The organism is Ramlibacter tataouinensis TTB310, assembly GCF_000215705.1.
Classification (GTDB): domain Bacteria; phylum Pseudomonadota; class Gammaproteobacteria; order Burkholderiales; family Burkholderiaceae_C; genus Ramlibacter; species Ramlibacter tataouinensis.
Map to the genome: position 1 here is coordinate 4,001,496 of NC_015677.1, position 18,371 is coordinate 4,019,866.

The 18,371-nt window shown below is 72.3% G+C and carries 17 protein-coding genes; 7 read left to right on the forward strand and 10 right to left on the reverse strand.

What is annotated here, in order from left to right; all coding sequences use genetic code 11:
• Positions 1–17: 17 nt before the first annotated feature.
• The 6 genes from RTA_RS19220 to RTA_RS19245 all read right to left on the reverse strand — a co-directional run bounded on the left by RTA_RS19220 (position 18) and on the right by RTA_RS19245 (position 6,867).
• The gene (locus RTA_RS19220; protein WP_013903101.1) at positions 18–1,151 is read right to left on the reverse strand and encodes an iron-containing alcohol dehydrogenase; all 1,134 of its coding nucleotides are present in this window, start codon (positions 1,149–1,151) and stop codon (positions 18–20) included.
• Positions 1,152–1,161: 10 nt separating this feature from the next.
• Complete coding sequence (locus RTA_RS19225) at positions 1,162–2,529, reverse strand: glutamine synthetase family protein (protein ID WP_013903102.1); 1,368 nt, start codon at positions 2,527–2,529, stop codon at positions 1,162–1,164.
• Positions 2,530–2,642: 113 nt separating this feature from the next.
• Positions 2,643–2,882, reverse strand: a complete 240-nt coding sequence (locus RTA_RS19230) for a hypothetical protein (protein ID WP_041675777.1) — start codon at positions 2,880–2,882, stop codon at positions 2,643–2,645.
• A 154-nt stretch (positions 2,883–3,036) separates the two neighbouring features.
• Positions 3,037–4,938: a PhoX family protein gene (locus tag RTA_RS19235; protein WP_041675778.1), complete on the reverse strand. Its 1,902-nt coding sequence runs from the start codon at positions 4,936–4,938 to the stop codon at positions 3,037–3,039.
• A gap of 53 nt (positions 4,939–4,991) precedes the next feature.
• Positions 4,992–6,269 carry a cytochrome P450 gene (locus tag RTA_RS19240; RefSeq protein WP_013903105.1) on the reverse strand — a complete coding sequence of 426 codons (1,278 nt, stop codon included), beginning with the start codon at positions 6,267–6,269 and terminating at the stop codon, positions 4,992–4,994.
• A 22-nt stretch (positions 6,270–6,291) separates the two neighbouring features.
• Complete coding sequence (locus RTA_RS19245) at positions 6,292–6,867, reverse strand: hemerythrin domain-containing protein (RefSeq protein ID WP_013903106.1); 576 nt, start codon at positions 6,865–6,867, stop codon at positions 6,292–6,294.
• Between the two features lie 160 nt (positions 6,868–7,027).
• Here RTA_RS19245 and RTA_RS19250 point away from each other — a divergent pair, with 160 nt between their 5' ends.
• The 3 genes from RTA_RS19250 (at position 7,028) to RTA_RS19260 (ending at position 10,661) form a co-directional block, all read left to right on the forward strand.
• The gene (locus RTA_RS19250) at positions 7,028–8,227 is read left to right on the forward strand and encodes a cation:proton antiporter (RefSeq protein ID WP_013903107.1); all 1,200 of its coding nucleotides are present in this window, start codon (positions 7,028–7,030) and stop codon (positions 8,225–8,227) included.
• A 114-nt stretch (positions 8,228–8,341) separates the two neighbouring features.
• Positions 8,342–9,196 carry an SDR family NAD(P)-dependent oxidoreductase gene (locus tag RTA_RS19255; protein ID WP_013903108.1) on the forward strand — a complete coding sequence of 285 codons (855 nt, stop codon included), beginning with the start codon at positions 8,342–8,344 and terminating at the stop codon, positions 9,194–9,196.
• Positions 9,186–10,661, forward strand: a complete 1,476-nt coding sequence (locus RTA_RS19260) for a flavin-containing monooxygenase (RefSeq protein ID WP_013903109.1) — start codon at positions 9,186–9,188, stop codon at positions 10,659–10,661. The genes RTA_RS19255 and RTA_RS19260 overlap by 11 nt, the downstream gene beginning before the upstream one ends.
• Here RTA_RS19260 and RTA_RS19265 read toward each other — a convergent pair.
• Entirely contained in the window at positions 10,658–11,290 is a 633-nt protein-coding gene (locus RTA_RS19265) for a ProQ/FINO family protein (RefSeq protein WP_013903110.1), read from the reverse strand. The two genes, RTA_RS19260 and RTA_RS19265, sit on opposite strands and share 4 nt — an antisense overlap.
• 41 nt (positions 11,291–11,331) lie before the next feature.
• On the opposite strand from RTA_RS19265, the gene RTA_RS19270 reads away from it, so the two are divergent.
• Together RTA_RS19270 and RTA_RS19275 are read left to right on the forward strand one after the other, a co-directional pair.
• Entirely contained in the window at positions 11,332–11,808 is a 477-nt protein-coding gene (locus RTA_RS19270; RefSeq protein WP_013903111.1) for an FKBP-type peptidyl-prolyl cis-trans isomerase, read from the forward strand.
• Positions 11,809–11,816: 8 nt separating this feature from the next.
• Complete coding sequence (locus tag RTA_RS19275) at positions 11,817–12,566, forward strand: class I SAM-dependent methyltransferase (RefSeq protein ID WP_013903112.1); 750 nt, start codon at positions 11,817–11,819, stop codon at positions 12,564–12,566.
• Between the two features lie 12 nt (positions 12,567–12,578).
• Here RTA_RS19275 and RTA_RS19280 read toward each other — a convergent pair whose 3' ends face one another.
• From RTA_RS19280 to RTA_RS19290, 3 genes are read right to left on the reverse strand one after another with little or no spacing between them, the layout of a single operon-like run.
• Positions 12,579–13,379 (reverse strand): SDR family oxidoreductase, encoded by an 801-nt coding sequence (locus tag RTA_RS19280; RefSeq protein ID WP_013903113.1) that lies wholly within the window; start codon positions 13,377–13,379, stop codon positions 12,579–12,581.
• A gap of 23 nt (positions 13,380–13,402) precedes the next feature.
• Positions 13,403–14,416 (reverse strand): Bug family tripartite tricarboxylate transporter substrate binding protein, encoded by a 1,014-nt coding sequence (locus RTA_RS19285; RefSeq protein ID WP_013903114.1) that lies wholly within the window; start codon positions 14,414–14,416, stop codon positions 13,403–13,405.
• Between the two features lie 52 nt (positions 14,417–14,468).
• The gene (locus RTA_RS19290; protein ID WP_081466325.1) at positions 14,469–15,356 is read right to left on the reverse strand and encodes an isocitrate lyase/PEP mutase family protein; all 888 of its coding nucleotides are present in this window, start codon (positions 15,354–15,356) and stop codon (positions 14,469–14,471) included.
• A 164-nt stretch (positions 15,357–15,520) separates the two neighbouring features.
• Here RTA_RS19290 and prpR point away from each other — a divergent pair, with 164 nt between their 5' ends.
• Together prpR and RTA_RS19300 are read left to right on the forward strand one after the other, a co-directional pair.
• Positions 15,521–17,458, forward strand: coding sequence for a propionate catabolism operon regulatory protein PrpR (prpR, locus tag RTA_RS19295; protein ID WP_013903116.1), 1,938 nt, complete (start codon positions 15,521–15,523; stop codon positions 17,456–17,458).
• A 339-nt stretch (positions 17,459–17,797) separates the two neighbouring features.
• Positions 17,798–18,367 carry a hypothetical protein gene (locus RTA_RS19300; protein ID WP_013903117.1) on the forward strand — a complete coding sequence of 190 codons (570 nt, stop codon included), beginning with the start codon at positions 17,798–17,800 and terminating at the stop codon, positions 18,365–18,367.
• Positions 18,368–18,371: the final 4 nt, after the last annotated feature.

An 18,371-nucleotide genomic window follows, 5' to 3' on the forward strand; every position in this document is an offset into this window, starting at 1 on the left:
CCTGGGCTCCTTGCGGTCTACAGCGCGGTCTCGAACAGCCGCCGCAGGTCGGCGGGCGTGACGGGCCGCGGGTTGGTGTGGTGGCAGATGTCGGCCGCGGCGATCTCGACCAGCTGCGGCAGCTGCCGCGCCTGCACGCCGTGCGCCGACAGCCGGCCGGTGATGCCGACGCGGGCCTTGAGCTGCTGCAGCCAGGGCACGAAGGCCGCGCCGCCGCCCGCGACCTTGCAGGCGTGCGCCAGTTCGTCGAACTTCTCCGGCACGGCCTCGTGGTTCCAGGCCAGCACGGTGTCGATCATCAGCGCATTGGCCAGGCCGTGGTGCAGGTCGCAGACCGCGCCCAGCGCATGGGCGCAGGCATGCACCGCGCCCAGGTCCTTCTGGAAGGCGATGGCGCCCATCATCGACGCCATCATCATGTCGGCGCGGGCCTGCAGCCGGGAGGGCTCATGCACGGCGATGGGCAGGGAGCGCGCCGCGATGCGCGCGCCTTCCAGCGCGATGCCGTCGCACAGCGGGTGGTAGGCCGGCGAGAGGTAGCTCTCGATGTTGTGGGTGAGCGCGTCCATGCCGGTGGCCGCCGTGACATGGGGCGGCAGCCCCAGCGTCAGCTCGGGGTCGGCGAACACGCAGCGCGCCAGCACCCGCGGGCTGAAGATGACGCGCTTGAGGTGGGTGGCGTCCTCGCTGATCACCGCCGAGCGGCCCACCTCCGAGCCGGTGCCGGCGGTGGTCGGCAGCGCCACGAAGTACGGCAGCTCGCCCGCGATCGGCCGCACCTGCGGGTGGTCCCAGGCGTATTCCAGGATGTCGCCCTCGTGGGTGGCGGCCAGGCCCACCACCTTGGCCACGTCCAGCGCCGCGCCGCCGCCGAAGCCGATCACGCAGTCGGCGCCATGGGCCCGGTAAGCCGCGGCGCCGTCCATCACCTGCCTGGCGGTCGGGTTGCCCGCCACGCCGGCGTAGAGCGCTACGTCCAGGCCCTGCAGGTGGGTGCGGAACTCCGCCAGTACCGGCAGCGCGGCCAGCGCCTTGTCCGTCACCAGCAGCGGGCGTTGCAGGCCCTGCTCACGCAGGTGGGGCGCCACTGCCTTGCGGGCGCCGGCGCCGAAGCGGATGTCGGTGGGGAATGCGAAGCGGCTCAGCTCCATCGCGGCCTTCTCAGATGATCTCGAAGTAGCGGCGGCGCTCCCAGTCGGTCACGCCGTCCAGCCATTGGCGCCACTCCCAGTCGCGCGTGGCGGCGAAGTGCTCGACGAAGGTGTCACCCAGCCAGTCGCGCGCCACCTCGGAGCGCTCGAAGATGCGGGTGGTCTCGATCAGCGTGCGCGGCGCGCGCGGCACGTTCTCGGCGCCCTGGTTGGTGCCGGTGATGGGCGGCGCCGTGAGCTTGAGCCCCTTCTCCACGCCGTGCAGTCCGGCCGCGATCACCGCCGCCATGGCCAGGTAGGGGTTGACGTCGGCGCCCGGGCAGCGCGTCTCCAGCCGCGTGCTCTTGGGCCCGCCCGCGATGACGCGGAAGCTTGCCGTGCGGTTGTCCACGCCCCAGGTCGGCTTGACCGGCGCCCAGAAGCCGTCGACCAGGCGCTTGTAGCTGTTGATGGTGGGCCAGAACAGGGGCGCGAACTCCATCAGGCAGGCCACCTGGCCGGCCAGGTAGCTCTCGAACACCGGGCTCATCCCGCGCTGGCTGCCCTTGCCGTAGAAGACGTTGGCCTGGCCGTCCGACAGGCTCTGGTGGATGTGGCCCGAGCAGCCCGGGTAGTGCTCGCTCCACTTGGCCATGAAGCTGGGCATGATGCCGAAGCGCGCGCCTATCTCCTTGGCGCCGGTCTTGAACAGGATGGCGCGGTCGGCCTGCTCCAGCGCCTGCGAGAATCCCAGCGCCGCCTCGTACACGCCGGGGCCGGTCTCGGTGTGCAGCCCCTCGATCGGCACCTTGAAGGCCAGCATCTCGTCCATCAGCGCGTTGAAGTACTCGCGGTGCTGGTTCATCCGCAGCAGCGAGTAGCCGAACATGCCCGGGGTGATCGGCTCCGGCGCCACCCCCTGCTTGGCGGCCCAGCCCTGCGGCGTCTCGCGGAAATTGAACCACTCGTATTCCATGCCGGTGAAGACCTGGAAGCCGAGCTTCTCGGCGCGCGCCAGCACGCGCTTGAGCGTCTGGCGCGGACAGACCGCGTAGGGGCTGCCGTCCGGGTTGATGAACTCGCCCAGGAAGAAGTCGATGCCGCCGTCCCAGGGCACGTTGCGGTGCGTGCCCAGGTCCAGCCGCGCCAGCGCGTCGGGGAAGCCGTGCTGCCAGCCGGTGACCCGGGTGTTGTCGTAGGGGTTGTCGTTGCAGTCCCAGCCGAACACCACGTCGCAGAAGCCGAAGCCGCCGTCCGCCGCGCCCTCGAACTTGCTGGCCTGCAGGACCTTGCCGCGCAGCACGCCGTCGATGTCGCTGCACGCCACCTTGACCTTGGCCACGCCGCGCTGGCGGATGCCCGTCACGGCGGGGTGGATGGGATGTTCGCTGGCGTCCATGGAAACGCTCCGGGCTGTCGTCGTGCGGACAGCCTACGCCAGATGGGCCGGCCCGTGGGGCCGGCGCTTGCAGGACAAAGCCGCGTTCGCGTGCCGCCTGCTGCGCGCTGACCTCAGCCGGCGCGGTCGTCCCAGGTGCGGTTCTTCGAGGGCACGGGCGTCAGGTCCTCCTGGTGCGCCGCCTCGATGCTGCCGCCTGCCGGGTCGCGGTTCAGCCGGGCCAGCTGCGACTGCAGCATCCTGCGCTGCAGCGGCCGTCCCAGTTCCTTGGTGTAGTAGGCCACCTCGAACTCCTGTCGGGTGGCGGATGGGCGGCCCTTGGGCTCGCCCTTGTCCTTGCGCGAACTGTCCATCCCTCAACGGTAGCGAGCGGGCACTCACGCCCTGTAGGACCCCGCCGATGGGACGCTACGGACAGGAAGCCGGTGCCATGCAGGGCGTTCGGCAACGCTATCGCATTGATAGCTGCGCACGCGCGGCATGGCGCGAGCGGGGCTCATCAGGAACTCAGGTACCGATGAGCCCGCCGTCCAGGCGGCGGATCACCACCGTGGCCGACCGCGGCCGGCCGCCGGGACGGTGGTCCGGCCAGGTGGAGCGCCCCGTGCCGCCGCGCTCGGACGGGTTTTCGCCGGGATGCTGGATATTGACGAACATCGTGCGGCCGTCCGGCGCCATGGTGGCGCCGGTGACCTCGCAGCCGGGCGGACCCACCAGGAAGCGGCGGACCTCGCCGGTGCGCGGGTCGGCCGCCAGCATGGCGTTGTGGCCCAGCCGGGCGAATTCGCCGCGCCCCATGACGGCGGCGGACATGTCGGTCTGGATCCACAGCACGCCGCGCGCGTCGGCCCACAGCCCGTCCGGGCAGGCGAAGGCGTCGCCGCGCACGTTGCCGCGGGCCTCGGCCCGCGGGTTGGCCGGGTCGCCCGCCAGCACGAAATGGTTCCACCGGAAGCGCAGCCCGTCGAAGTCGCCTGCCTCCTGCCAGCGCAGGATGTGCCCCATGGCATTGCCGGCGCGCGGGTTGGCGGCGTCCGCCGGCGGCTGCCCCACGCTGCCGCGCGCGCTGTTGTTGGTCAGCGTGCAGTACACCCAGCCGTCCGCCGCGACCGCGATCCATTCGGGCCGGTCCATGCGCGTGGCGCCCAGCCGGTCGCTGGCCTGGCGGGTCTTGACCAGCACCTCGCCTTGGTCGGCGAAGCCGTTGGCGGCGGTGAGCGGCCCCTGGCCATGCACCAGCGGCAGCCAGCGCCCGCTGCCGTCAGCGCCGAAGCGGGCGGCGTACAGCGTGCCGTGGTCCAGCAGGCCGGCGTTCCCGCGCCGGCCGCCGGGGCGGATGCGATCCCGCGAGACGAACTTGTAGAGGTACTCGAAGCGCGCGTCCTCGCCCGAGTAGACGACGGCGCGGCCGTCGCGCGTGACCGCCACCGTCGCGCCCTCGTGCGCGGCGCGGCCCAGGGCGGTGCGCTTGACCGGCGTGGAGGCGGGGTCGAACGGGTCGATCTCGACCACCCAGCCGAAGCGGTTCGGCTCGTTCGGGTGCCGGCGCGCGTCGAAGCGCTCGTCGTGCTCGTGCCAGCGGAACCAGCCGCCGGTGGGGCCGATGCCCCAGCGCGCCTCGTGCCCGCCGGGCCGGTCGGGCCCGCGGAAGTAGAAGGCGAAGTTCTCCTCGCAAGTCAGGTAGGTGCCCCAGGGCGTGCGGCCGCTGCCGCAGTTGTTCAGCGTGCCCAGCGGGCGCAGGCCGGCCGGGTCGGCCGCGGTGCGCAGCAGGGCATGGCCGGCGGCCGGCCCGCCGAAGGCCATGGGCGTGCGCGCCGTGATGCGCCGAGCCCAGCGCGAGGGCCGCACCACCTGCCAGCCGCCGTCCGGCTGCTGGCGGACCTCGATCACCGAGACGCCATGCGCGGCCTGCGACTTGCGGACCTTCTCGGCGTTCCAGGTGCGAAAGCCGTCCGGGTGCAGCAGGCCGTCGTCGGTGTACTCGTGGTTCATCGCGAGCAGGCCGCCTCGGCCGCCTTCCAGGGCAAAGAAGTGCATGCCGTCGTGGTGCATGCCCAGCTGGGCCTCCTGTTCGGCCGCGGTGTTGGAAGCGTCCGGCCGGAACGGCGGAAGCCGGCCGGGCAGGCCGACCGGCTCGCCCCAGGCGGCCAGGGCCTGGGCAACATAACCCTGCGGCACGGTGACCCGGTCTTCGGTGCTCACCGCCACGCTTCGAAAGCCCAGCAAGGGGCCGGTGCCGGCCGGCGCCGGGCCGGCGGCCGGCTGCGGCGCGGCGCCGGCAGCCAGCGGCGCCAGCAGGCCGCCCAGGCCGCCCCGCAGCACCGTGCGCCGGGAAGGCAAAGAGACCTCGTGGATGCTGGGGTTGGAGGACCGGTTGCTGTCCTCCATCGAGTCGTGATCCTTGGCCATGGCCGCCGATTGTGGGCGCGAACCGCCCGGCGGCCCAGCCGCCTGGCCGCGCGCTACACCGGCTGGAAGTCGGCGATCACGAAACGATCGCGCGGCAGCGCCGGCAGCCGGCGCATGTCGATGGCCAGGTTCTGCGGCGGCAGGCGGTAGCGCGAGCGCTGCACCAGCAGGCGCAGGGCCAGTTTCATCAGCGCCAGGGTCACCCCTTCGCCCGGGCAGCGGTGCTGGTCGTCGGCGCGGCCGCCGCCCTGCGGCACCAGCTCGAACAGGCCGGGGATGCGGCCCATGAAGCGCTCGGGCCGGAACTCGCCCGGGTGCGGCCACAGCCGGCCGTCGTGGTTGGTGCCGTACAGGTCCAGCAGCACGCGCCGGCCCTGCGGGAAGTGGTAGCCCTCCCAGACGAAGTCGCGCCGCACGCGCGCGGCGATGGCGGGGAAGAACGGGTAGAAGCGCCGCACCTCCTGCACGAAGGCGTCGGCGCCCAGGTCGCCACCGGCGGCCAGGGTGGGCGCCCAGCCGGGATGGTGGTGCAGCGCGTGCGCGGCGAACACCACGAACACCGACACCGCCACGGTGGGCCGCAGCACGTTGAGCAGCTCGACGGCGGCGATGCGCGCGGGCAGCGGCTCGCCGCGCTCGTCGGTCAGCTCGGCCGCCGCCTGCAGCAGGGTGCGCCCGGCCACGCGCCGGCGCCCGTCGCGGATCTCCTGGACCAGGCCGGCCAGCCAGGTTTCGGCCTGCCTGCGCGCCCGCCGCGCGCGCAGGTGCGCGCCCAGGCCCGACGCGGCGCTGTCGAACAGCGCGGCGAGCTGGCCGGTGCGCAGCTGCACCTCGTGCTCGGGCAGGGGCACGCCGGCCCAGGCGCAGACCGAGCGCGTCAGCCATTCCTGCGCCGAGGTGTAGAGCACCAGCTGGGGCTGACTGCGCCAGTGCGAGGCCATGGTCAGCCAGGTGACCTCGGCCTGGCGCACCAGCGCGGCCACGCGCGCGGGCGCCGTGGCCTCCAGGAAGAAGGCCTTGCGCCGCAGGTGGGCCGACCCGTCCAGCGTCTGCACCGCGCCCTTGCCGAAAAGGGTGGCGCGCAGCGGCTCGGGCGCGGCGCCGGCGCGCACGAAGCGCTCCTTGTCGTAGAACAGCTGGGCCGCCGGCGCGCCGGTCAGGAACAGGGTGGGCGCCAGCAGCAGCCGGCCCTGCGCCACGTCGGTGTGGCGGGCGGCGCATTCCCGGCCGATGAAGCGGTAGGGATCGGCCGCGAACGCCAGCGTGTGGTCCGGGCCGGCCAGCACCGGGATGGGACGGGCGGGTTTGGGCGCCGTGAAGAAACGGTTCATCGCAAGCCTTCGCGTGCAGCCATCACACGCGGCGTGCCAGCCGGTTGCCCAGCAGCAGGCCCCCGGCCACCACGCCGGCGACCAGCGCCATGGAGCTGGCCGGCATGGCGCGCGCCATGTCGGCAGCCAGCCGGCCGCTGCGCGGCGCCAGCAGCGCCAGGCGCCGCTGGGTCATCTTGCGGCCCAGCTCCCCCAGACGGTCCTGCAGCAGGCGCTCGGCCTCGGGCAGGATGGTGGTCTCCTCGTCGGCCACGTGGTGCATCACATCGCGCATCAGCTCCATCAGCGTGTCGTCGTAGCGCGCGTCGGTGGGCTGCATGGCGCGCAGCTGGGCGATCAGGCGCTTCATCTCGTTGTGTTCGGGCACGGCCTTGCGCAGCGCCTCGTTGTCGGTGACGGCGCGCAGCGCGGGGTAGAAGATCTCCTCCTCCAGCTGGGCGTGGATCTCCAGCGCCAGGCAGATGGTGCCCGCCAGGCCCTGCTTGACGCGCGGCGCGCTGGTGGTCTTGTACTGGTGGAAGGTGGCCAGCACATGGGTGTGGTCCATGCGGATCATGTTGGTGGCATACGGCGACAGCCGGTCGAGGACGGTGGTCATGGCGTCTCCTTGGGGATTGCAGCGGGGGATGCCACGTTCTAGCCGCGGCGCGGGCCCGGCCGTGTAGGCAAGGGGCTCGTTCACCTCCCGTTTTTGGCGAACACCCCGCTAAGATCACGCTCTGCTCAACCGTGGAGGAGCGGCCCTCCGGCCGGCGCCCGTGACCGTCACCGAAATCTTCCTGATCGCCATGGCGATCATCTTCACCCTGCCCTACCTGATCTGGCGGCTGGGACGCACCGAGTACTTCGCGCCGCTGGTGGTGGTGCAGATCCTGGCCGGGCTGCTGCTGGGGCCGGGCATCCTGGGCAAGCTCTACCCCGACTACTACCAGTTCGTCTTCAGCGCGCCGGTGGTGCAATCCCTCAACGGCGTGGCCTGGTGGGGCGTGACGCTGTTCATCTTCATCGCCGGCGTCGAGCTGGACCTGCGCAAGGCCTGGCAGCACCGGCGCGAGAGCGGCATCACGGCGGCGCTGTGCCTGGGCACGCCGCTGGTGCTGGGCTGCGGCGCGGCGCTGGTGCTCCTGGGCATGGGCGGCTGGATGGGCGCGGCGGCCCGGCCCTGGCAGTTCGTGGCCGGCGTGGGCATGGGATGCGCGGTGACGGCGCTGCCCATCCTGATCCTGCTGATGGAGAAGATGGGCATCCTGCGCTTGGCCCTAGGCCAGCGCATCCTGCGCTATGCCAGCCTGGACGACATCGCCATCTGGGGCGTGCTGGCCCTCATCCTGATGGACTGGCAACGAATGGGCAAGCAGGCCGCGTTCATCGCCGCCTTCGCCGCGCTGGCCTGGGGGCTGCGCGTGCTGATGCGGCGCCTGCCGGCCGCGGACCGCTGGTTCGTGGCCCTGATCTGGCTGATCCTGTGCTCGCTGGGCGCCGACTGGGCCGGCCTGCACTACATGGTGGGCGCCTTCCTGGCCGGCGCGGTGATGGACAGCGAGTGGTTCGAGCAGGCGCAGATGGACCTGCTGCGGCATCACGTGCTGCTGGTGCTGATGCCGGTGTTCTTCCTGTCCACCGGCCTGCGCACCGAATGGGACGTGGGCGGCACGGCCGTGTTCTTCGCTGCCGGCCTGCTGCTGGCGGCCTCGGTGGCGGGCAAGCTGCTGGCCGCGCAGCTGGCCGGCCGCGTGCTGGGCTGGGCGCCGGGCGAGGCCTCCATCATCGGCTGGCTGCTGCAGACCAAGGGGCTGATCGAGATCATCTTCGCCAACATCCTGCTGGACAAGAGGATCATCACCGGCGACACCTTCACCGCGCTGCTGCTGATGGCGGTGGCCAGCACCATGCTCACGGTGCCGATGGTGGCGCCCAGGCTGGCGAGCACCCGGGAGCTGGTGGCCCGCGCCAGCTGAGCGAGGCGCCGCGCAGGGCGCCCAGACCACCCGCAGGCCCACGCTACATTGGCGACACACGCCGCCAGACAGGGCCGGTGGCGCAGCTGGATCGTCAACCAGGGAGGCAAGGCCATGAGGAATCTGCAAGGGAGGGTCGCCGCGGTCACGGGAGCCGGCAGCGGCCTGGGCCGCGCGCTGGCCCACGAGCTGGCGCGCCGGGGTGCGCACCTGGCGCTCGGCGACGTCGACGATGCGGGGCTGCGCGAGACGGCCGCACAGCTGCGCGACTGCGGGGTGCGTGTCACTGCCGCCGCGGTGGACGTGGCGCAGCGCAAGGCGGTGTTCGCCTGGGCCGACGCCTGCGTGCGCGAGCATGGCCGCGTCAACCTGGTCTTCAACAACGCGGGCGTCGCCCTGTCCGCGCCCGCCGACGCGGTGCACCCGGTGGACTTCGAATGGATCATGGGCATCAACTTCTGGGGCGTGGTGCACGGCACGCAGGCCTTCCTGCCGCACCTGCGCGCCAGCGGCGAAGGCCACGTGGTGAACATCTCCAGCCTGTTCGGCCTGATGGCCATGCCGACCCAGGCGGCCTACAACGCCAGCAAGTTCGCGGTGCGCGGCTACACCGAGGCGCTGCGCATGGAGCTGGACATGGAAGGCGGCCGCGTCAGCGCCAGCTGCGTGCACCCGGGCGGGGTGGCCACCAACATCGCGCGGGCCCAGCGCATCGACGAGGAGCTGGTCCGCCGCACCGGCGTCGCCGCGCAGGCCCAGCGCGAGCGCGGCGACGCGCTGATCAGGGTCACGCCGCCCGACGCGGCCGCGCGGCAGATCCTGGATGGCGTGCAGCGCAACGCCCGCCGCATCCTGGTCGGGCCGGACGCGCGCCGGCTGGACCGGCTGGTGCGCCTGCTGGGGTCGGCCTACCAGCCGCTGGTGGTGCGGCAGGCGCGCAAGCTGCTGCGGGGGCGCCATGCCGGCTGAACCGGTTTTCTTCGACGTGGTCGTGGTGGGCGCGGGCCTGTCGGGCATCGCCGCCGGCTACCACCTGCAGGCGCGCTGCCCGGGCCTGCGCTACGCCATCCTGGAGGCGCGCGAGGCGATCGGCGGCACCTGGGACCTGTTCCGCTATCCGGGCGTGCGCTCGGATTCGGACATGTACACCCTGGGCTACAGCTTCCGGCCCTGGCCCAGCGACGCCTCGTTCGCCTGCGGCCCCGACATCCGCGAGTACGTGGCCGGCACGGCGCGCGAGCACGGCATCGACCGGCACATCCGCTTCGGCCAGCGCGTCACCGCGGCCAGCTGGGACTCGGCGCAGGCGCGCTGGACGGTGAGCACCACCTCCCCGTCCGGCCAGGAGGCGCGCTTCGAATGCCGCTTCCTGTTCTTCTGCAGCGGCTACTACGACTACGAGCGCGGCCACGAGCCGCAGTGGGCGGGCACGGCGGACTTCCGCGGCCGCATCGTGCACCCCCAGCACTGGCCGCAGGCGCTGGACGTCAGCGGCCGCCGGGTGGTCGTCGTCGGCAGCGGCGCCACCGCCGTGACCCTGGTGCCCGAGCTGGCGACCGCCGCCGGGCACGTCACCATGCTGCAGCGCTCGCCCAGCTACATCGCGGCGCTGCCGGCGCGCGACCGCATCGGCGCGGCCTGGCGGCGCTGGCTGCCGGCCGGCGCGGCGCACCGGCTGATCCGCTGGAAGAACATCGCCCTGTCCATGGCCCTGTTCCAGTTCGCGCGGCGCAGGCCCGAGGCGACGGCCCGCTGGCTGCTGCGGTCCGCCGCCAGCCTGCTCGGCCCGGGCTTCGACGTGGAACGCCACCTCAAGCCGGCGTACAAGCCCTGGGACCAGCGGCTGTGCATCGCGCCCGACGGCGACCTGTTCCGGGCGGTGCGCAGCGGCAAGGCGTCCATCGTGACCGACCGCATCGAGCGCTTCACCGAACGCGGCATCCTGCTGGCCTCGGGCCAGGCGCTGGAAGCCGACATCGTGGTGGCGGCCACCGGGCTGAAGCTGAAGCTGCTGGGCGGCGCCAGGCTGACCGTGGACGGGCGGCCGGTGGACCTGGCGCAGACCGTGTCGTACCGGGGCCTGATGTACGGCGGCATCCCCAACCTGGCCACGGCGATGGGCTACACCAATGCCTCGTGGACGCTCAAGTGCGAGCTGATCGCGCGCTACGTGTGCCGCCTGCTGAACCACATGCAGGCACGGGGCTGGGACATCTGCGTGCCTTCGGCGGACGGGCCGGCCGCGATGGCCACGCGTCCCGCCATCGACCTGAGCTCGGGCTATGTGCAGCGCGCCGCGGACCTGCTGCCGCGGCAGGGCGAGCGCCGGCCCTGGCGCATCCACCAGAACTACCTGCAGGACCTGCTGTCGCTGAGGTTCAGCCCGCTGCGCGACGGCGCCATGCGCTTCGCCCGGCGCACCGGCGGCACCTAAGCGGCGGGCAGCATCGCCCGCACCGCGTCCGGTTCCAGGCCGTACATCTCGGCGAAGGACTCGACGTCCTGGCCGCTGGCGCGGAAGGCGCGCAGCAGCGCCTCGCGCCGCGCCGCCTGCTCGGCCACCAGGGCGAACGCCTCGTCCAGCAGCGCGAGCGCGGTGTCGTCGCCGGTGCGCACGCGTTCCAGGTAGTCCTCGCGCGACAGCCCGCTGGCCTGGATCGCCTGCGCCAGCCGGTGCACGGCCCAGGTGCGCGCCTTCTGCGCGTCGCGTGCCTGCCGGCGGCGGAACACCTCCAGGATGGCGTGCTGCACGTGCTCGGGCGCCACATCGTCCACCGGGTTGCCGTCCAGGTCGTGGCGGCGGTCGCCCTCGGCCACGGCCTCCAGGTAGCGGGTGGAGCGCACGTGCTGGCCCAGCGCCTGCTTGAGCTCTTCCTTCTGGAACTGTCCGGGGTGCCTCGCCATCAGGTCCTCGAACACGCCCAGCTTGAGCGGGCGGAAACGGGCACCGAACAGCCGCGGGTGCAGCTGCCACAGGCGCTGCAGCAGCGGGTGCACCTCGCGCGGGGGCCGGGGCTTTTTCTTGTCCTGCTTCTGCGGGACGGAGGACGCGGTATCACTCATGAGCCCGCCACTGTAGCCCGGCACGGGCGACAATCGCCGCCATGAAGATCGAAAAAGACACGGTGGTGACCCTGCGCTGCCGCATCGCCGACGACCAGGGCCGCCTGGTGCAGGACGGCAAGCAGCCCATGGTCTACCTGCACGGCGGCTACGACAACACCTTCCCCAAGATCGAAGCGGCACTGGAAGGCCGGGCCAGCGGCGACGAGCTGACCCTGGTGCTGGCGCCGGCCGACGCCTTCGGCGAGCGCGACGAGGCGCTGCTGCGCACCATCCCCAAGCGCGAGTTCCCGCCCGGCGTCAAGGTGGGCGGCCAGCTGGAGCTGCCCGGCCCCCAAGGCGCGCCGCAGGCCTTTACCGTGAGCAAGATCAAGGGCGACGCCGTGCACCTGGACGGCAACCACCCGCTGGCGGGCCGCACGCTCAAGCTCGCCATCAAGGTCATCGGCGTACGCGCCGCCAGCGCCGAGGAGATCGCGCACCGCCACGTGCACGGCGAGCACGGGCACCACCACTGAGGCTGGCAATGAGCCCGCTCCCGCAGTTGAACCGGCGTGCCACGCTGCAATGCTTGGGCCTGGCGCTGGCCGGTCTGCCGCTGGCCGTGATCGCGCAGGAAGCGCCGCAGCGCTACCGCCGCGTTGCGCCTAGCCCCGACGGCATCGGCAAGGTCTACATGGGCCGCGAGATCTCGGGCGTGATGGGCTGGCAGGGCGCCGCCTGGCTGGAACGCGGCGAGCGCGAGCGCGAGGAGCGCACCGACCTGCTGCTGCGCGAGCTGGCGCTGCGGCCGGGTCAGCAGGTGGCCGACGTGGGCGCGGGCTCGGGCTACCTCACCCGCCGCATGGCGCCGCAGGTGGCGCCCGGCGGCACCGTGTGGGCGACCGACGTGCAGCCCGAGATGGTGCGGCTGCTGCGCCAGGATGCGGCGCGCGCCGGCCTGGGGAACGTGCGCCCGGTGCTGGGCACGCCGACCGACGTGAACCTGCCGCCCGCGACGCTGGACCTGGCCGTGCTGGTGGACGTCTACCACGAGCTGGAGTTTCCGTTCGAGGCGATGGACAGCCTGGTGCGCGCCCTCAAGCCCGGCGGCCGCGTGGTGCTGGTGGAGTACCGCGCCGAGGACCCGAAGGTGCCCATCAAGCCCTTGCACAAGATGAGCCAGGACCAGGTGCGGCGCGAGATGGCGCCGCACGCGCTGGCGTGGGAACGCACGGCGGACGTGCTGCCCTGGCAGCACCTGATGGTTTTCAGGAAGACGGCCCGGCCGTCCTAACCGGCGCCGGCCTCAGACCACCATGGGCCGGGCCGCGCCGTCCATGGACACCTGGGCGCCGGTGACGTAGCTGGCGCAAGGCGAGGCCAGGAACAGCACCACGTTGGCGACCTCCTCGGGCTGGGCCAGTCGGCCCAGCGGCACGTCCTGCGAGGCGCGCCGCAGCGCCTCCTCCACCGGGATCCGGCCCATGCGCGCGGCCACTTCCAGGCCCGACTTCAGGCGGTCGGTGACGGTGGCGCCCGGGTTGACCGCATTGACCCGCACGCCGCGCGGCCCGTAGGCGGCGGCCAGCCCAGCGCTGACCAGCATCAGCGCGGCATTGGCGGCGCCGCCGGGCAGGTGGTGGGCGCTGGGCGTCTTGCCGCCGGCGCCGATCACGTTGACGATGGCGCCCGCGCCGCGGGCGCCCATGCGCTTGGCCACGGGGTCGGTCATGTGGATGTAGGTGAAGAACTTGGCGTCCATGGCGTCGTGCCAGGCCTGCGCATCGAGTTCGTCCGGCACCGTGCGCTGCGCCGCGCCGGCGGAGTTCACCAGCACGTCGACCGCGCCGTGGGCGGCTTCGGCCTGCTCCAGCGCCTGCAGCGCCTGCTCGGGCCGGCGCAGGTCGGCCGCCACCAGGGCCACACGCCCGGCCGATGCGGGCTGCTGCGCCTTCAGCAGGGACAGGGCCGCGTCCAGGTGGGCGCTGTTGCGCGAGACCAGGCTCACCGTGGCGCCTTCGCGCAGGAAGCCCTGGGCGCAGGCCAGCCCGATGCCCTTGCTGCCGCCGGTGATCAGCACATGCTTGCCGCCGAGCTGGAGGTCCATGGATGCAATCTCCGCCGCGGGATTCAGTCGATCTTGATGCCGGCCGCCTTGACGACCTCGGCATAGCGCGCCAGGTCGCGCCGCATCTCATCGCGGAACTGCTCGGCGCTGCCCGGCGCCGCCTCGATTCCCAGCACGCGCAGCTTGTCGCGGGCCTCCGGGTCGTTCAGCACCGCGTTGAGCGCGGTGTTCAGGCGGGCGGCGATGGCCGGCGGCAGGCCGGCGGGCGCCAGCAGGCCGACCCAGGAGTTGACGACGAAATCCGGCACGCCCGCCTCGATGAAGGTGGGCACGTCCGGCAGCGCCGGCGTGCGCTGCGCGCTGGAGACGGCCAGCGCGCGCAGCTTGCCGTTCTTGACGAAGCCGTGCGCGCCGGCGACGGCGGTATAGACCAGCGGGATGGTGCCGCCCACCACGTCGGTCAGGGCCTGGCCGCCGCCCTTGTAGAGGACGTGGGTCAGGTTGGCGCCGGTGCGCATCTTCAGCAGCTCGCCCGCGATGTGCGGCGTGCCGCCGGTGCCCGAGGTGCCGAACGACAGCCCGCCGGGGCGGCTCTTGGACACCGAGACGACGTCGGCCACCGTCTTCAGCGGCGCCTCGGGATGCGCCACCAGGATCAGCGTGGCGTCGCCGATCTTGCCGATGGGCGTGAAGTCCTTGAGCGTGTCGAACGGCAGCTTGCTGAACACGTGCGGGTTGATCACCATGGTGCCGTCGAAGCCCAGCACCAGCGTGTAGCCGTCCGGCGCCGCATCCTTGACCAGGGCGCTGCCGATGTTGCCGGAGGCGCCCGGCTTGTTGTCCACGATCACCTGCTGGCCGAGCCGGCGCCCCAGGTACTCCGCGACCAGGCGGCCGCTGGTGTCGGTGACGCCGCCGGGCGTGAACGGCACCACCAGGCGGATCGGCCGGGTCGGCCAGGCGTCCTGCGCCAGGGCGGGCAGGGCGCCGGCGCCCAGCGCCAGCGCGCCGGCGGCCACGGCCATCCAGCGGCGCCGGCGCAGGCCCGTCGGGGCGAAAAGGTGCTGGGGGGTCATGTCTGTCTCCTTTGTCGGTGTTGGATCGGAAGGATAGGCGCGGCCGCGCGGCTCAGGGGATCTCGGCGTGGCGCCGGTCGAAGGCCCAGACCTCCTCGAAGCCCATCAGCTTGGTCAGGTCGCTGAAGGGCATCAGCGGCATCGCCAGGCCGGCCGAGGAGCCCTGCTCCTTGAGCTGGGCGTACACCCCGCGCATGGCCTCGGTGGCGGCCAGCAGCGCCGTCACGGGGAAGATGGCGATCTTGTAGCGCAGCGCCTCCAGCTGGGCGCGGTCCAGCACCGGCGTGCGGCCGCCTTCCACCATGTTGGCCACCAGCGGCAGGTCGGTGCTGCGGCCGATGCGCTCCATCTCCTGCACCGATTCGGGCGACTCGACGAACAGGACGTCCGCGCCGGCCCGGGCATAGGCCTCGGCGCGCCGCAGGGCCTCGTCCAGGCCCAGCGTGGTGCGCGCGTCGGTGCGAGCGATGACGAGGAAGTCGCGGCTGGCGCGCGCCTCGCAGGCGACCTTGATCTTGCGCACCATGTCGGCCATCGGGATCACCCGGCGGCCCGGCGTGTGGCCGCATTTCTTGGGGAATTCCTGGTCCTCCAGCTGGATGGCCGCCGCGCCCGCCGCCTCGTAGCCGCGCACCGTGTGGCTCACGTTCAGCAGGCCGCCGTAGCCGGTGTCGCCGTCGGCGATCAGCGGGGCGCGCGCCATGGAGGCCATGGCTTTGACGCGATGGACCATGTCGGTGTAGGTGGCGATGCCGGCATCCGGCAGGCCCAGGTAGCTGGCCACGGTGCCGAAACCGGTCATGTACAGGGCCTCGAAGCCGAAGGTGTCCGCCAGCCGCAGGGACACCATCTCGTGCACACCGGGCGCCACGACCAGCCCCGGCTGCCTGAGCCGTTGCGCCAGCGTGGAGGAAGAGGGGGAGTGAACGGGTGGGGCCATGGGATCGTGCCTGCGGTACAGCTGTCTCGAAGCCACCTGCTTTGCACGAGGCGTGCCTGCGCACCAGGCCCTTGAATTTGCTGGGGAAACGGACGGTGGCGACCGCCCGCATGCGACATGTTGCGACACGACCCTGTTTCATTGCAACATAGCGCCTTCCCCCCATGGACACCTTGCACCACCCTCCTGCCCGTCGGCCCCGGCTGTGCTTCCTCAGCTACCGGCAGATCCGCGCCTTCGCCATGCCCATCGTGGCGGAGTACGCCGGCCGCGCCGACATCGAGGTGGTGGACGGCAGCTTCGACGCGGCGCTGGGGCTGGCCCAGGAGCGCATCGACAAGGGCCTGGTGGACGTGTTCGTCAGCGCCGGCTCCAACGCCAGCCTGCTGCGCGCGGGGCTGAACGTGCCGGTGGCCACCATCAAGCTCGGCGGCTTCGACCTGCTGCAGGCGCTGATCCGGGCGCGCGAGGTCTCGCCCCGCGTGGGCATCGTGACCTACGGCCAGACCATCCCGGAGCTCGACGCCGTCAAGGCGCTGCTGAACGTCGACATCCGCCAGTACGCCTACACCACGCCCGAGGTGGCGCGGCGGTGCGTGGCCGCCCTGCGCGCCGATGGCGTGGCGGTGGTCGTGGGCTCCAGCGTGGTGGTGGAGCTGGCGCAGAACGCCGGCCTGCACGGCCTGCTGGCCTACTCGCTGGCCAGCGTCCGCCAGGGCTTCGAGGATGCGCTCGAGCTGGCCCGCGTGGCCCGCCTGGAAGCCGGCCGCTACGAGCAGCTGAGCAGCGTGGTGCACCACCTGCGCCAAGCCGTGCTCGCGGTCAACACCGAAGCCCGGGTGATCGCCGCCAATCCGGCGATGCAGGCCATCCTGGGCCTGCAGCCGCTGGTGGGCCGGCCGCTCGCGGAACTGCCGCCCGAGCTGGCCCTGCAGCCCACGCTGGCGACCGGGCAGGGCGAACACGACACCGTGCTGCGGCTGGCCGGCCGCGACTGGCTGGCGCGCCGCACGCCCATCCTCGAGCAGGGGCTGGTCGCCGGCGCGGCGCTCACCCTGGACGATCCGCGCCAGATCCACGAGGCGGACAACCTGCTGCGCATCCAGCGGCGGCGCCAGCAGGCTACCACCCGCTACAGCTTCGGCAGCCTGCTGGGCCAGGCGCCCGCCTTCCTGGCGGCGGTGCAGACGGCGCGGCGCTACGCGCGCAGCGGCCAGGGCATCCTCATCACTGGCGAGAGCGGCGTGGGCAAGGAGCTGTTCGCCCAGGCCATCCACGACGCCGGGCCGCAGGCCAAGCGGCCGTTCGTCGCGGTGAACTGCGCCGCCTTCCCCGAGAGCCTGCTGGAGAGCGAGCTGTTCGGCCACGAGGAGGGCGCCTTCACCGGCGCGCGGCGCGGCGGCCGGCGCGGGCTGTTCGAGGCGGCCCACACCGGCACGCTGTTCCTGGACGAGATCGGCGACATGCCGCTGGCGCTGCAGTCGCGCCTGCTGCGGGTGCTGCAGGAGCGGGAGGTCACCCGCCTGGGCGGCACCGCCGCCATCCCGGTGGATGTCTGCGTCATCGCGGCGACCCACCGCGACCTGGCCGCGCTGGTGGCCGAAGGCCGCTTCCGCCAGGACCTGTATTACCGTATCAACACCCTGCCGCTGGCGCTGCCGGCGCTGCGCGAGCGCCGCCAGGACATCCTGCCGCTGGCCGAGGCCCTGCTGCGCCGCGGCCTGGGCCGGCTCGGCTCGACGGTGGAGCCGCGGCAGGTGCTGGCGCCGCTGCGCGGCGCGCTGGAGTCGCACCCCTGGCCGGGCAATATCCGCGAACTGGAGAACGCGATGGAGCGGCTGGCCGTGCACCTGCTGCAATGGTCCTCGGCCGGCGCCATCGATGCCGCGCGGCTGCGTGCCGACTTCGCCGCGCTGCTCGATGGCGTGCCGGTCCCGGCCGCGGGGACGCCACCGGGGCCGCTCTCAGGCACCCGCAGCGCGCGCGCCCGGCAGGCCCTGGCCCGCAGCAGCGGCCGGCACGGCGAGGCCGCCCGCGCGCTGGGCGTGAGCCGCTCCACCCTGTGGCGCTGGCTGCGCGAGGGCGGGGACGCGCCCGCCTAGCACACCCCGGCGGTCCCGCTGCCCACAGTGTTCGTGGAGAAGGTTGTGGACAAACCTGTGGAACCCGGCGCGCAGCGGCTCCTGCACTGGCCTGGCGCCGGGTGATGCTTTCCTGGGCAGTCGCTTGCAGAAGCTTGACGCCTGAGCGGTGGCGTGGCGCGTCGGTGACGGGGCGAGGACGAATTGCTAAATGCGCTCATCGAGGGCGAGCACGACCTTTGCTGCGCGCGCCCTTACAGCGTGGCTTCCGACACACACCTGGACTTCATCCGAGGAACTCATGCGCTTGGAAACGAATTGATACGTGCTACGCTCATGCATAAAAGAGGAGAGGTGGTCATGGCTACCAACCACGTCCGTCTATGGGCGCTCGGCGCGTTTGCCGCGCTTGCAACCGGCTGCGCTCAGTTCAAGGCTGGCCCGTACGGCAGCGACTACCAGGCACTGGACCGGCTCAAGGCGTCCAAACCGGCGACAGTCGCCATCGGTGCCGTCCAGCCCACCGACCCGCAGCACAAGGTCAACAACCTGTCGCTGCGCGGCGCGGCCCTTGTCTCGCCGAGCGGCACTTTCTCCAAGTACCTGGAGGACGCACTGGCCAGCGATCTCAAGGAAATCTCCGTGCTGGATCCTGCTTCGAAGACCCGGCTGGACGCGACCATCGCCCACAACGAGATCAATGTGGCGGGTTTCACGGTCGGCACCGGCGCCATGGAAGTCGAACTGACCGTGGCGCGCGACGGCCGCCAGCGGCTGCGCAAGAAGTACCAGGCCAACACCACCTTCGAGTCCAGCTTCGCCGGCAATGTCGCCATCCCGGCAGGCCAGGCGGCCTACGGTGGCCTGGTGCGAGAACTGCTGAAGACCGTGTATTCAGACCCGCAGTTCATCGCCGCCATCGGCAAATAAGCAA